The sequence below is a fragment of the Planococcus sp. A6 genome, from assembly GCF_028823615.1.
GTDB lineage: Bacteria > Bacillota > Bacilli > Bacillales_A > Planococcaceae > Planococcus.
The window spans coordinates 1-13,496 of the sequence record NZ_JAPEHT010000090.1 but is presented as its reverse complement, the minus strand read 5'-3'; the positions used below and the strand labels follow the sequence as shown (position 1 = coordinate 13,496).

At 48.1% G+C, this 13,496-nt stretch carries 12 protein-coding genes and 1 pseudogene; 4 read left to right on the top strand and 9 right to left on the bottom strand.

Going from position 1 to position 13,496, the window contains the following annotated elements; genetic code table 11:
* Nucleotides 1-6: 6 nt before the first annotated feature.
* Together ON064_RS13040 and ON064_RS13035 are read right to left on the bottom strand one after the other, a co-directional pair.
* Complete coding sequence (locus ON064_RS13040) at nucleotides 7-282, bottom strand: UPF0223 family protein (RefSeq protein ID WP_274625103.1); 276 nt, start codon at nucleotides 280-282, stop codon at nucleotides 7-9.
* 9 nt (nucleotides 283-291) lie between these two features.
* Nucleotides 292-1,263, bottom strand: a complete 972-nt coding sequence (locus ON064_RS13035) for an NAD(P)H-dependent flavin oxidoreductase (RefSeq protein ID WP_274625102.1) — start codon at nucleotides 1,261-1,263, stop codon at nucleotides 292-294.
* A 189-nt stretch (nucleotides 1,264-1,452) separates the two neighbouring features.
* On the opposite strand from ON064_RS13035, the gene ON064_RS13030 reads away from it, so the two are divergent.
* Nucleotides 1,453-2,922 (top strand): aminotransferase class I/II-fold pyridoxal phosphate-dependent enzyme, encoded by a 1,470-nt coding sequence (locus ON064_RS13030; protein WP_121297802.1) that lies wholly within the window; start codon nucleotides 1,453-1,455, stop codon nucleotides 2,920-2,922.
* 48 nt (nucleotides 2,923-2,970) lie between these two features.
* On the opposite strand, the gene ON064_RS13025 is transcribed toward ON064_RS13030, so the two are convergent.
* From ON064_RS13025 to ON064_RS13000, 6 genes and pseudogenes are all read right to left on the bottom strand, one after another.
* The gene (locus tag ON064_RS13025; protein WP_274625101.1) at nucleotides 2,971-3,846 is read right to left on the bottom strand and encodes a polysaccharide deacetylase family protein; all 876 of its coding nucleotides are present in this window, start codon (nucleotides 3,844-3,846) and stop codon (nucleotides 2,971-2,973) included.
* Nucleotides 3,847-3,935: 89 nt separating this feature from the next.
* Nucleotides 3,936-5,349, bottom strand: a pseudogene (lpdA, locus tag ON064_RS13020) (dihydrolipoyl dehydrogenase).
* 5 nt (nucleotides 5,350-5,354) lie between these two features.
* Nucleotides 5,355-6,746 (bottom strand): dihydrolipoamide acetyltransferase family protein, encoded by a 1,392-nt coding sequence (locus tag ON064_RS13015; protein ID WP_274625100.1) that lies wholly within the window; start codon nucleotides 6,744-6,746, stop codon nucleotides 5,355-5,357.
* Between the two features lie 171 nt (nucleotides 6,747-6,917).
* Nucleotides 6,918-7,895 (bottom strand): alpha-ketoacid dehydrogenase subunit beta, encoded by a 978-nt coding sequence (locus tag ON064_RS13010; protein ID WP_058383459.1) that lies wholly within the window; start codon nucleotides 7,893-7,895, stop codon nucleotides 6,918-6,920.
* A gap of 3 nt (nucleotides 7,896-7,898) precedes the next feature.
* On the bottom strand, nucleotides 7,899-9,011 hold the full coding sequence (gene pdhA / locus ON064_RS13005; RefSeq protein ID WP_121297807.1) for a pyruvate dehydrogenase (acetyl-transferring) E1 component subunit alpha: 1,113 nt from the start codon (nucleotides 9,009-9,011) through the stop codon (nucleotides 7,899-7,901).
* A 255-nt stretch (nucleotides 9,012-9,266) separates the two neighbouring features.
* Nucleotides 9,267-9,911 (bottom strand): YkyA family protein, encoded by a 645-nt coding sequence (locus ON064_RS13000; RefSeq protein ID WP_274625099.1) that lies wholly within the window; start codon nucleotides 9,909-9,911, stop codon nucleotides 9,267-9,269.
* Nucleotides 9,912-10,057: 146 nt separating this feature from the next.
* Here ON064_RS13000 and def point away from each other — a divergent pair, with 146 nt between their 5' ends.
* Nucleotides 10,058-10,630 carry a peptide deformylase gene (gene def, locus ON064_RS12995; RefSeq protein ID WP_274625098.1) on the top strand — a complete coding sequence of 191 codons (573 nt, stop codon included), beginning with the start codon at nucleotides 10,058-10,060 and terminating at the stop codon, nucleotides 10,628-10,630.
* A gap of 73 nt (nucleotides 10,631-10,703) precedes the next feature.
* Here def and ON064_RS12990 read toward each other — a convergent pair whose 3' ends face one another.
* Nucleotides 10,704-11,477 carry a Cof-type HAD-IIB family hydrolase gene (locus ON064_RS12990; protein WP_274625097.1) on the bottom strand — a complete coding sequence of 258 codons (774 nt, stop codon included), beginning with the start codon at nucleotides 11,475-11,477 and terminating at the stop codon, nucleotides 10,704-10,706.
* A 279-nt stretch (nucleotides 11,478-11,756) separates the two neighbouring features.
* Here ON064_RS12990 and ON064_RS12985 point away from each other — a divergent pair, with 279 nt between their 5' ends.
* Together ON064_RS12985 and rnjA are read left to right on the top strand one after the other, a co-directional pair.
* Nucleotides 11,757-11,972, top strand: coding sequence for a DNA-dependent RNA polymerase subunit epsilon (locus tag ON064_RS12985; RefSeq protein WP_058383454.1), 216 nt, complete (start codon nucleotides 11,757-11,759; stop codon nucleotides 11,970-11,972).
* Nucleotides 11,972-13,496 (top strand): ribonuclease J1 (rnjA, locus tag ON064_RS12980; RefSeq protein ID WP_274625096.1); only part of this gene is annotated, 1,525 nt, incomplete at its 3' end. The genes ON064_RS12985 and rnjA, both read left to right, overlap by 1 nt.

The window sequence follows — 13,496 nt, the reverse complement described above, 5'->3', positions numbered from 1 at the left end:
GTTTTTTTATCTTTTGATGCGGATCAATTCATCGCCTGAAGCTTCTTTCATCTTCTTGACGACCGCATAACTGACATAACCGCTTTCTTCTTCGAATTCACGGAAGTATGTCTTTTCTTCCGCCATCGATGGCACCACTTTTTTAAATTTGCGGTATTTGTCCATCAATTCCTGACGTTTGACCCCTTTTTCATAAGCTTTTTCTATCGCTTCGAAAAATTCCACGACGTCGACGATCTCGTCTGTCGTCCAATCGATGGAAAATGGATATGAATATTCCATGGCCTTCACCTACTCTCTTTCAATAATCCCCCAGCGTTTGCGGATTTCTTCAGTTTGCTGGATCATTCTGTCGAATAATTCCTGGACAGTCGGCACGTCCCGGATCAAGCCCGTCACTTGCCCTGCCCAGCCGAAGCCCTTTTCTTGTTCTCCATCATAAATATAGCGTTTATTGGCGTTTCCGCTAATATAATCTTTTAGCGCTTCATAGCTCGGCGTCTCTTTTTCGATTTCCAAGATGCGATCCGTCCATGAATTGGACAATGTACGGGCCGGTGCACCGATACTGCGCTTGATAATTACTGTATCGTTTTCTGTGCTGTCAATCAACTGCTGCTTATATAGCTGGGACGCGTGAATGCATTCTTTCGTTGCAATGAAGCGCGTTCCCATTTCAATTCCTTCAGCTCCAAGCGCATGTGCCGCCATCCATCCGCGCCCATCGCCAATGCCCCCAGACGCGATCACAGGAATCGACACGGCATCGACCACTTGCGGAATCAGGACCATTGTCCCGATATCATCACGGCCGAGGTGCCCACCACCTTCATGCCCGACGACCATAACGGCATCCGCCCCAAGCGCCTCCGCCTTTTCAGCTTGGCGCCTTGCTGCCACCAACACCAATTTCTTGATATCGGTGCCTTCCAATTGTTCAAAAATCGGTGTCGGGTTGCCGCCAGTCATCGACACGACAGGCACCCGTTCTTCGATTGCTACATCGAGCATATGCGAAAATGCACGCCCATGTTCACCGATCGCAAAGTTCACGCCGAATGGCTTATCTGTCAATTCCCGGACTTTGCGGATTTCTTCGCGCAACTCATCAGGCCCCGGCAGGCTCATCGCCGTGATTTGGCCAAGCCCTCCGGCATTCGAGACCGCTGCGGCCAGGTCTGCATAAGCCAAATATGCCAAGCCTCCTTGTATGATCGGATAGTCGATTCCAAGTAATTCGGTGATTCTTGTCTTAAACGCCATTATCCCACTCCTTTTTTGTCCTCTATTTGTCTATTCGCTTCAATTTCGAAATTCCCTTTCCCATGCGTGCAGCTTGTTCCATGCAGACGAAAATAAGTCAGACATCCATACTATAAGTATAGTAACGAGACGTCTTGCATGCTATAATTTCTCTTGTTTTCATTTTGATAAAGTGAGGTGCACGTCCCATTGTCACAACTCGAAACTCCGCTCTTTGATGCTTTATTGAAGCATCGGAACCGGCATCCTATACAATTTCACATTCCCGGCCATAAAAAAGGCCAAGGAGTCGATCCCGCATTCCGGGAATTCGTCGGCGATAATATCCTGTCGATCGACTTGATTAATATAGCGCCACTAGATGACCTGCATTCCCCAAAAGGCGCTATCAAACAAGCGCAGGAATTGGCAGCGCAAGCGTTCGGCGCAGACCATACCTTTTTCTCGGTCCAAGGAACGAGCGGTGCCATCATGACGATGATTCTGAGCGTCGTCGGGCCGAACGATAAAATCCTCGTTCCGCGCAACGTCCATAAATCCATCATGTCCGCCATCGTTTTTGCCGGCGCCATCCCTGTCTTTATCCATCCGGAAGTCGATCCGGAACTCGGCATCTCCCATGGCATTTCGCCTGAATCAGTAGAGAAAGCCTTAATTGAATATCCCGATGCCAAAGCGGTGCTCGTCATCAATCCGACTTATTTCGGCGTGGCGGCTGATTTGAAGCGCATTGTCGATATCGCCCATGACAAATCCATTCCTGTACTCGTCGATGAAGCGCACGGGGTCCATATCCATTTCCATAAATCCTTGCCGATTTCCGCGATGGCAGCAGGAGCGGACATGGCTGCCACATCGGTCCATAAACTGGGGGGCTCCATGACGCAGAGTTCTGTGCTAAACGTACGTGAAGGCTTGGTGTCGCCGAAGCGCGTCCAAGCGACTTTGTCGATGCTTACGACAACATCCACTTCCTATCCGATATTGGCATCGCTCGATACGGCACGGCGCCAGCTCGCGATACACGGCTTTGACCTGATCGACCAGACGATTCGGCTGGCACAGGACGCACGCAAGCGAATCAATAAGATCCCCCATTTAGTATGCGTCGGGAAAGAGCTGCTTAATTCTTCTGCGACTTACGATATGGACCCGACTAAGTTATTGATCAGCGTCAAAAACCTTGGCATTACCGGGCATCAGGCGGAAGAATGGCTGCGCGAGAACGCCAATATCGAAATTGAACTATCCGATTTGTATAACATCCTCTGCCTCGTCACGCTCGGCGACAGCCGGAAAGAAATCAACTTGCTCGTCAATGCCTTGCAACGAATGAGCGAAGCCTTGGAGACTGAGCATGCGGTTTCGGAACCGATTGTCTTATTGCCGGAAATTCCACGGCTAGCGATGACGCCTCGCGATGCTTTTTACGCAGAGACGGAAATCATTCCAATCGATGAAGCGGTGGGACGCATCTCGGCCGAGTTCATCATGGTCTATCCACCAGGAATCCCGATTTTCATCCCTGGGGAAATCATTACCGAAGAGAACATTTCTTATATCCACACGAACGTCAAAGCCGGGCTGCCGGTGCAGGGGCCTGAAGATGATTCGCTCCAAACGCTTCATGTCATCAAAGAACATCATGCATTCCGTTAACGATATACAGTAAAAAGGATCCGCCGCAATCAGCGCCGGATCCTTTTTTTACGGTTGGATCTCTTCTATTTCATCTGGATCTACAAATTCATAGCCTTTGTCGCGCAGCCCTTCGATGATTTGCGGCAGTGCTTCATTTGTCCACTCCCTGTCATGCATCAGCAGATTCCCTCCGCTATTGAGTTCAGGGGCGTTGACCATGATTTCCGTCAAAGCTTCCGGTTCCATATAACCCTGCATAAAATCATAGCCGTAAGTCCAGTTCATGCGCACCATGCCCTGTTCTTCGGCAAGTGCTTTACTGAACTCGGTGTTTACGCCAAACGGGGCACGGAAAAACTTCGGCGCCTCCCCGATGATCGCTTCCACACGCTCATTCAGCGATACGATTTCATCTTGCTGCACGCTTTCTGTCGACTGTTTTAAATTCACATGGGTGTTCGTATGGTTGCCGATCGCAAAGCCCATGTCGTGAATTTCAGACAAGGTCTGTTGTTCTTCCTCTGTATCGAGGAAATGCCCGTTGACGAAAAAGATAGCCGGTACATCGAGTTCTTTCAAAGTTTTGGCCATTTCAAGCGAATATGTATCCGGTGCATCGTCGATCGTGATCAAGACCACTTGTTCGTTCGCATCGCCGATCGGTTCGACTTTCGAGTTTTGCGGATTGATACGGTAGCGCGGCTCGGCAACCTTTTCGTTGTCTTCTTCAGCCCCCTGCTCTTCCGCGTTTTCCTGCTCTTCTATTTCTGCTTGTTCTTCTTGATCGCTTGCAGATTGCTCTGACGCCACATCTTCCTCGACATCATCCGTTTGCGCTGATTGTTCTTGTGCTGTATCTTCCGGCTCTGAAGCAGTCTCATCAGAACAAGCCCCAAGCAGAAATACCGCACATGCCGGCAATAGCCAATTTCGTTTTTTCATAATCATCCTCCTTGTGTAAAATTTTAACATAGTCAAGTCCTGTAAGGCATAAAAAAAAGGACCGCATTTTGCGGTCCTTTTGCAATTAATTATTTAATGATGTGAATCGGCGTACCTAAAGCTACTTCGGCAGCTTCCATTGTAGTTTCAGCCAAAGTCGGGTGAGCGTGGATCGTCATTGCGATATCTTCCACTGTCATGCCCGCTTCGATCGCCAAGCCAATTTCTGCGACCATATCGGAAGCGCCTGCTCCGACGATTTGCCCGCCTAATAGCAACCCATCTTCTTTACGAGAGACAAGTTTCACGAAACCTTCTGCAGCGTTCAGTGACAAAGCACGGCCGTTTGCGCCGAATGGGAATTTCGCAGCTGTTACTTCAAAGCCTTCTTCTTTTGCCTGCTCTTCAGTCAAACCAACACTTGCAAGTTCAGGGTCTGTGAAGCAAACCGCTGGAATTGCCAAGTAATCGACTTCTGATTTTTCGCCGGCAATCGCTTCAGCAGCGATTTTACCTTCGTATGAAGCTTTATGCGCCAATTGAAGTCCTGCCACAATATCACCGATCGCATAAATGTTCGGGATGCTTGTACGGCATTGCTTATCGACTTCGATAAGGCCGCGCTCGCCCATTTTGATGTTGAGCTCTTCAAGGCCCATTTCATCCGTGTTCGGACGGCGACCGACAGTAACCAATACGTAGTCCGCGTCGATTGTTTTCTCTTCGCCGCCAGCTTCGTATGAAACCGAAACGCCTGAATCTGACTCTTCTACGCCTTTAGCTGACGCTTTTGTGATAACTTCGACGCCTTTTTTCTTCAAGCCTTTTTTGACGATTGACGTCATTTGCTTTTCGAATCCGGCAAGGATATCCGGTGCACCTTCAAGGATTGTCACTTCAGAACCCATGTTCGCATAAGCCGTTCCAAGCTCAGTCCCGATATAACCGCCGCCAATGACGACAAGTTTTTTCGGAACTTCTTTCAACGCAAGTGCGCCTGTTGAATCGATGACGCGCTCTGAGTATTTGAATGTTGGGATTTCAACCGGGCGTGAACCCGTTGCGATAATCGCGTTTTTGAACTTATACGTTTGGGCAGAGTCCGCGTCCATGATGCGGACAGTGTTCTCGTCCACGAAATATGCTTCGCCGCGTACGATTTCCACTTTATTGCCTTTTAGCAAAGATTCGACGCCGCCAGTCAATTTCTTGACCACACTATCTTTGAACGCTTGTGCTTTTTCGAAGTTCAAGGAAACTTCTTTTGCCACGATGCCCATCTCATCGGAATGCTGGGCTTCTTCAAAACGGTGGCCGACAGAAATCATCGCTTTTGAAGGGATACAGCCGACGTTCAAACAAACGCCCGCCGCCGATGTATTCTTTCTCAACGATGGTCACTTTTTGGCCAGTCTGTGCTGCACGGATAGCTGCGACATAGCCGCCAGGGCCTGAGCCGATGACGAGCGTGTCTGTTTCGATTGGGAAATCTCCTACTACCATAAGTTTTACGCCTCCATTAATAGTAATTCTGGTTCACTTAACAAACGCTTGATGTGATTTAATGCGTGTTGTGCGGTTGCTCCGTCGATCATGCGGTGATCGAAGCTCAATGATAATGCTAACACAGGAGCTGCTACAATTTCACCATTTTTCACTACCGGTTTTTCAGCAATGCGCCCGATGCCCAAGATAGCAACTTCCGGGTGGTTGATGACTGGCGTGAACCATTGGCCGCCTGCAGATCCGATATTCGTGATGGAGCATGAAGCGCCTTTCATTTCAGCAGATGACAATTTGCCATCACGCGCTTTTGTTGCAAGCTGGTTGATTTCATCTGAAATGGAGAAGACGGATTTGCGGTCTGCGTGCTTGATAACCGGAACAAGCAAGCCTTTATCCGTATCTGCAGCAATTCCGATATTGAAGTAATGCTTGTGGATCACTTCGCCGGTTTCATCGTCGAACGATGTGTTAAGCGCCGGGAATTCACGCAATGTGCTGACCAAAGCTTTGACCACATACGGCAAATACGTCAGCTTGATTTCTTTTTCTGCAGCGATGTCTTTGAACTTTTTGCGGTGTGCTACGAGTTCGGTTACATCGACTTCGTCCATCAACGCGACGTGAGGGGCCGTATGCTTCGAATGCACCATCGCTTTGGCGATCGCTTTGCGCATGCCGGACATTTTTTCGCGAGTTTCTGGGAATTCGCCTTCTGGAGCTGCTGCTGCAGGAGCTTCTTTTGTTTCCGGCGTTTCTTGTGAAGTTGTTTCTTGATCAGCTGCCGGTGCTTCTTGCTCCTGCCCGCCATCCAAGAACGCTTCGATATCTTGTTTCATAATACGCCCGTTGTCTCCAGACCCTTTGACTTTCTTGATGTCAACTTCTTTTTCACGAGCGAATTTACGCACAGATGGCATCGCGATGACGCGTTTATTTGGATCGCTGTCTGCTTCATCTGCTTGCGGCTGGTCGCCTGCGCCGGTTTCGCCTTCTGGCTTGCCTTCAGGAGCCGGCTCTTTTTCGACGTTTTCGCCGGATTCAGCTGTTCCGGATTGAACTTGCTCTTCTGTTTCTTCCTGCTGATCTTCTTGCTTCGCTTCAGGTTCAGGTTTTTCCTCGTCGTCTTTTCCGCCCTTGAAGTGGACATCATCCGCATCCGGAGAGTCGATTTTCACGAGTACATCTCCGACGACTGCGACGGTTCCTTCTTCTACGAGCACTTCCTCGATGGTTCCTGAAACAGGAGACGGGATTTCTACGACCGCTTTATCATTCTGTACTTCACACAGAATATCGTCTTCTTCGATCGTGTCTCCGGCCTTGATAAACCATTTTACTATTTCACCTTCGTGGATACCTTCACCGATATCCGGCAATCGAAATTCAAAAGCCATTCTAGTCACCCTTTCTATTGTACATTCGATACGGCGCGCCATATGGAATGCTGCTGTTTAGCAATGATTCAGCACCGGCTTTCATTTCTCGAAAGCCGGTTTAACTGAATTCAAGCTGTTTTTCTAATTTCTCGCTGGGAAGAACGCCGTGTTGCTAACGCTATCCAGCAATTAGAAATTCAGTACTTTTTTCGCTGTTTCTACTATATCCTTTGCATTCGGCAGCCAAACTTGCTCAGCTTGGGAGAATGGGAAGACAGAGTCCGGCGCTGTTACCCGGAGTACTGGAGCTTCAAGGCTCAAGATTGCACGGTCGTTGATTTCAGCTACGACATTCGCTGCAATTCCAGCTTGTTTTTGTGCTTCCTGTACAACGATTGCACGGTTTGTCTTTTCAACGGATGCGATAATCGCTTCGATATCAAGCGGCTGAACTGTGCGCAAATCGACGACTTCCACTGAATGGCCATCTTTCTCCAGTTCTTCAGCTGCTTTCATGCTTTCTTGCACCATCGCTCCGTAAGTGATAATGGAAAGATCTGTACCTTCACGCTTCACATCGGCTTTGCCGAGTGGAATTGTGTATTCTTCTTCTGGCACTTCTTGGCGGAATGAACGATACAATTTCATATGCTCAAGGAAAATGACCGGATCGTTGTCGCGGATTGCAGAAATCAACAAGCCTTTTGCATCGTATGGTGTCGACGGGATGACTACTTTCAAGCCGGGCTGTGAAGTCATAAGCCCTTCGAGTGAGTCAGCATGCATTTCCGGCGTGTGTACGCCGCCGCCGAATGGTGAACGGATTGTTACCGGAGAAGTCAATGTGCCGCCGCTGCGGTAGCGCATACGCGCCATTTGGCCGCTGATGGAGTCCATGACTTCGAAAACAAAGCCGAAGAACTGGATTTCCGGTACCGGGCGATAGCCTTGCAATCCAAGACCGATCGCTAGGCCGCCGATGCCTGATTCAGCGAGTGGCGTATCGAATACACGATCTTCGCCAAATTCTTTTTGCAAACCTTCAGTTGCGCGGAATACACCGCCGTTATTACCTACGTCTTCGCCGAAAACAAGAACATTTTCATCGTTTTTCATTTCTGTTTTCAGAGCGTCCGTAATCGCTTGGATCATCGTCATTTGTGCCATGGCTTACTTCGACTCCTTTGCTTTATAAATATCGAGTTGTTCCTGTACGTTAAATGGAACTTCCTCGTACATAATTCCGAGAAGGTCAGAAACTTTTTGTTTCGGCGTACCATCTGCTTCTTTGATCGCCGCTTTGATTTCTTCTTTCGCTTTCTCGATTACTTCGTTTTCTTTTTCTTCGTTCCATAGCTTTTTAGCTTCTAGGTATTTACGGAAACGTACAAGCGGATCTTTCTTTTCCCATTCGCTGTCAATATCCGAAGTACGGTAGCGCGTTGGGTCATCCCCTGCCATCGTATGCGGACCGTAGCGGTAGCACATCGTTTCGATCAACGTCGGCCCTTCGCCTTTCACGGCGCGCTCACGTGCATCACGAGTGACTGCGTATACTGCAAGCGGGTCCATGCCATCAACAAGCACTCCTGGGATCCCTGCAGATACGGCTTTTTGTGCAATCGTTTTAGCAGATGTCTGCAATTCACGCGGTGTCGAAATCGCGAATTGGTTGTTTTGTACGATAAAGATCGCTGGTGCACGGAATGCTCCGGCAAAGTTGATGCCTTCATAGAAATCACCTTGTGAAGATCCGCCGTCACCTGTGTACGTGACTGCGACTGCTTCTTTTTTGCGCTTCTGCATACCAAGCGCAACACCAGCTGCCTGGATGAATTGTGCGCCAATGATGATTTGCGGAGGCAAGATGTTCAAGCCTTCAGCCATCTGGTTCCCTTTGAAATGCCCACGGGAGAACAAGAACGCTTGGTGCAACGGCCAGCCGTGCCAGATCAATTGCGGTACATCGCGGTATCCTGGCAAGATGAAGTCATCTTTTTCCAACGCGAAATGGGAAGCCAGTTGAGACGCTTCCTGTCCCGCCGTCGGTGCGTAGAACCCGAGACGCCCTTGGCGGTTTAATGAGATCGAGCGCTGATCCAGGATGCGCGTATAAACCATGCGCTTCATCAATTCTTCCAATTGCTCATCAGATAGATTCGGATCGTAATCCTTATTAACAATTTCGCCTTCTTCGTTCAATACTTGAACCATTTCGAACTTTTCTTCGATCGCTTGAAGTGTTTCCACCGGATCGAATTGCTGATTCTTTTTCGCAGCCATAAAAGCAACTCTCCTTTATCTGTATTAAAATTTTAACACTAGCTTAGTGATACAATCGCCACATTCTTTTTCAGTATACGCCACCACAATATTACGGTCAATCATAGAAGAACATTACATTATACGTGTATACCCGTTTTTGCAGAACTTAAAAATAATCGTAACTGTACTACAAGCAAAACCGTTACTGTATTATAATACAAGAAGAAAAAACATCTCTTTTATAGCACAGAAAAAAGCAACCATGACGGTTGCTCAGTCGTTTTCTGCATTCATTTTTTCTGTGGTTTCGTTTTTCAGCTCATTGAACTGTTCCGTTTGTTCGTTGAAGGCTGTTACGGCTTCTTGGACCAGCTCATTCTGCTCATTTACTTCATCTGTCTTATCTTGAAGAGTGGCAAGATCCATATCTTCCTCTGCCACCATTGCATACAATTCTTTCTGCCGTTCGATTAAAGTCTCATAAGCGTCCGTGAATTCGGCGTGCTTTGAAAAGCGTTGATCCATCTGATCTCTCAGCGCTTCGAGATCTGCCTGGACAGTTTCATCTTCCGTTTCTTCAATCAATTGGTCGATTTCCTTGAATTCCTCGGCTGCATTTTGCATCGATTCACGTTCTGTTTCCAAAAGTTCAAGTCGTTCATCTGCTGAAGTGATCGCTTCCTGAGACTTCTCTTCCACTTCTGCCTGTTGCTCTTTGGTCAAAGCCATAATCGATTCGAAGATTTCTTGCTCGTTCTGTTCACGGCTCTGCAATTCGCTCTGTACATCACGGTACTCGGCTTCCTCTTCGAAAGTCGTCTCCAAAATTTCGTTCAACTGCTCCTCTGTCGATACCCCTGAACATGCCGAAAGAAAGAGAGTGCCTGTCAAAACCGTGGCGATGGTTAGTTTCTTCACAATAAAGTCCCCCTTGATTTCCATGAATTAACTATAGAATGAATATCGGCAAAATACAATAACGGCAAGAGCTTTTTCTTTTTTCAAAAATGCGTTCATACGCTACAATAGGGATACTAGTGAGCACCATGAAAGGATGAACATACGTGATTTTGATGAATGACATTATCCGTGAAGGGCACCCCACTCTTCGCCAGAAAGCCGAAGAGGTCAAGCTACCGCTTTCTGCAGAAGACCGTAAGCTCGGTGAAGAGCTTTTGGAATATGTAAAGAACAGCCAGGATGACGAGCTAGCGGAGAAATACGATTTGCGTCCGGGGGTCGGAATTGCCGCTCCCCAGATCAATGTCTCCAAACGGATTTTCGCTTTGCATTTTGACGAACATTCAGGCGAGAATTTGAGCCTGGTGGCAGTGAATCCGAAAATTGTCAGCCATTCTGTCGAGAAAGCCTATTTATCCGGCGGCGAAGGCTGCCTGTCTGTCGACCGTTCAGTTCCGGGCTATGTTCCGCGTTATGCCCGCATCACTGTCAAAGGCCATACACTTTCCGGCGAAGAGTTCAAAATGCGCTTGAAGGGCCTTCCAGCCATCGCTTTCCAACACGAACTCGACCATTTGAACGGCATCATGTTCTACGACCACATCAACCCGAATGACCCGTATAAGGAAATCGAAAATGCTTCGGCCATCGACCTTCAAGCTGAAACAGTGGAATGACAAAACCCCGCCTCCATTTTATTGAGGCGGGGTTTTTCTATGGAAGTTAAAAACTTCTAAACTAGCTAAAAAATTACCGGCTCAAGCCAAGGAACTCGAATGCGCTAGCGAGCCCGCCTTCGTCGACGTGCCCTGTAATGTGGTTGGCGCGTTTTTTCGTTTCTTCGTGGCCGTTCGCCATTGCAACGCTGAAACCGGCGATTTCCATCATTTGAAGATCGTTCAATCCATCGCCGAACGCAATCGTATCTTCCAAGCGATGCCCAGTCGCGCGGATCAATTGCTTGATGCCTTCCGCTTTGCTGCCGCCTTTTGGAAGAATGTCGCACGATACACGGTGCCAGCGGACAAAATCCACGTTCTGGAATTCTTCATGGTATTGGCTTTCTTCGTGCTCTTCACAGAATACGAGCGCCTGGTACACATCATTCGTACGGTAGAAATCTTTGTCCATTTCCGGATGAGGGAATTTTAAGCTCTTGATGCTCTCGTCGATGTCCGGATGAAAATCGATGGAAGACACCATCTTATGCTCGTTCAAGAAGACTAGCGGATGGTCGCGCTGCTCTGCAAACGCCAATACTTTTTCCAAGGTCTCCGAATCAATAGCCTGTTTATGCACCGCTTCATTTTCAAACGCAATGTACTGGCCATTGAACGTAATATACGTATCGATCGATAATTCCTCTAGAAGCGCACCGATCATAAACGGCGCACGTCCCGTCGCGATGGCCAGCTGGTGCCCGTTCGCGCGGGCTGCAATCAATGCTTGTTTGGTAGCTACCGGCAATTGTTTGTTCGTATCGAGCAAGGTGCCATCGATATCCAATAATAATAATTTCGGCATATTCCTATCTCCAATCTTTTGGGGCATTTCTCAATACACCCTCTTTGCTTTTGTCAGAAAAAACAGTATACTATACATAAGGAGTGGTGAGCCATGCTGAAACGGTTGAAACGCAGACTACTCAGACAGCTCAACGGCATTATGAACAAAAAGAAGATAGCATAAGGTTTGTTTCGGCCCTTCTTAATAAATAGGAGGGCTATTCTTTATTTTAGAACAATGACATGATAATATAAAGAAAGTGCATTTATATTGAACGTGGAAAAAGGAGAGCAAAATATGATTTTTAAAGTATATTACCAAGAAAACCGTTTTGAAGTACCAGTTCGCGAAAACACACAAAGTTTGTATGTAGAAGCTTCCACCGAGCGGGAAGTCCGTCACCACCTGAAGGACCGCAACTTCAACATCGAGCTCGTGCAGCTTCTAGAAGGCCAGCACCTCGAATATGAACAAGCCTCCCAAGATTATAAAGTGGAGTCTATCGACGCATAATGAAATTCGTGAAAAATGATCAAACAGCTGTTTTCGCGCTCGGCGGACTGGGCGAAATCGGCAAAAACACATACGGTGTCCAATTCCAGGATGAAATCATCCTTATTGATGCCGGCATCAAATTCCCGGAAGACGATTTGCTCGGAATCGATTACGTCATTCCGGATTACACTTATTTAGTTAAAAATGCCGATAAAATCAAGGGCCTGTTTGTTACACATGGCCACGAAGACCATATCGGCGGCATTCCCTACCTGCTCAAGCAAGTGAATATGCCAGTTTACGGCGGTAAGCTAGCACTTGGCTTATTGCGTAAAAAACTGGAAGAGCACGGCTTGTTGCGCCAAACGAAAATGATCGAAATCGAAGAGGAAGATGTCATCAAATTCCGCAAAACTTCGGTCAGTTTCTTCCGCACGACCCACAGTATTCCCGATTCATTCGGCGTAGTCGTCAAAACACCGCCTGGCAGCATCGTCCATACAGGTGATTTTAAATTCGACTTCACACCAGTCGGCGAACCGGCCAACTTATTGAAAATGGCCCAAATCGGTAGCGAAGGGGTATTGTGCCTATTGTCTGACTCGACCAATGCTGAAATCCCGAATTTCACCATGTCCGAACGCAAAGTCGGCGAAACGATTAAGGAAATCATGCGGAAAGTCGAAGGGCGTTTGATTTTCGCTACGTTCGCTTCCAATATTTACCGTTTGCAACAAGTGACTGATGAAGCTGTGCGCCAAGGCCGCAAAATCGCCGTTTTCGGCCGCAGCATGGATAATGCCATGACGATCGGACGCGAGCTCGGCTATATCACGGCTCCTGAAGATGCGTTTATCGATACACAAACCTTGAACCGGATGCCCGCCGATAAAGTCGTCATCCTATGTACAGGTTCACAAGGCGAACCGATGGCTGCACTGTCACGCATCGCCAACGGTACACATCGTCAAATCCAGATCCAGCCAAACGATACGGTCGTCTTCTCGTCTTCCCCGATTCCGGGCAATACGAGCAGCGTCAATCGCACAATCAACCTATTGTTCCGTGCAGGGGCTGATGTCATCCATGGTTCATTGAATGATATCCATACATCCGGCCACGGTTCACAGGAAGAAAACAAATTGATGCTGCGCTTGATCAAACCGAAATACTTCATGCCGATCCATGGTGAATACCGGATGCAGGCTCAACACGCAGAACTCGCAGTTGACTGCGACGTTCCACGCGAGAACACTTTCATCATGGAAAACGGTGATGTCCTGGCGCTTGGCCAAGACGAGGCTTCAGTTGCGGGCCGTATCCCTTCCGGCGATGTTTACATCGACGGCAGCGGAATCGGCGATATCGGCAACATCGTCCTTCGTGACCGCCGTGTGCTGTCTGAAGAAGGACTGGTCATCGTCGTCGTCAGCGTCGACAAGAAGAAAAGCCGCATGGTATCAGGACCTGACCTCATTTCACGCGGGTTCGTCTATATGCGCGAATCCGGCACGATGATCTACGAGGCTCAGCAGATGCTGA

What these genes read in the sequence shown, in the direction of transcription:
- ON064_RS12985 (WP_058383454.1), top strand. Translation starts at nt 11,757, where the DNA reads ATGATTTTTAAAGTATATTACCAAGAAAACCGTTTTGAAGTACCAGTT.
- ON064_RS13010 (WP_058383459.1), bottom strand. Translation starts at nt 7,895, where the DNA reads ATGGCACAAATGACGATGATCCAAGCGATTACGGACGCTCTGAAAACA.
- ON064_RS13025 (WP_274625101.1), bottom strand. Translation starts at nt 3,846, where the DNA reads ATGAAAAAACGAAATTGGCTATTGCCGGCATGTGCGGTATTTCTGCTT.
- pdhA (WP_121297807.1), bottom strand. Translation starts at nt 9,011, where the DNA reads ATGGCTGCGAAAAAGAATCAGCAATTCGATCCGGTGGAAACACTTCAA.
- ON064_RS13035 (WP_274625102.1), bottom strand. Translation starts at nt 1,263, where the DNA reads ATGGCGTTTAAGACAAGAATCACCGAATTACTTGGAATCGACTATCCG.
- ON064_RS13040 (WP_274625103.1), bottom strand. Translation starts at nt 282, where the DNA reads ATGGAATATTCATATCCATTTTCCATCGATTGGACGACAGACGAGATC.
- ON064_RS13015 (WP_274625100.1), bottom strand. Translation starts at nt 6,746, where the DNA reads ATGGCTTTTGAATTTCGATTGCCGGATATCGGTGAAGGTATCCACGAA.
- ON064_RS12990 (WP_274625097.1), bottom strand. Translation starts at nt 11,477, where the DNA reads ATGCCGAAATTATTATTATTGGATATCGATGGCACCTTGCTCGATACG.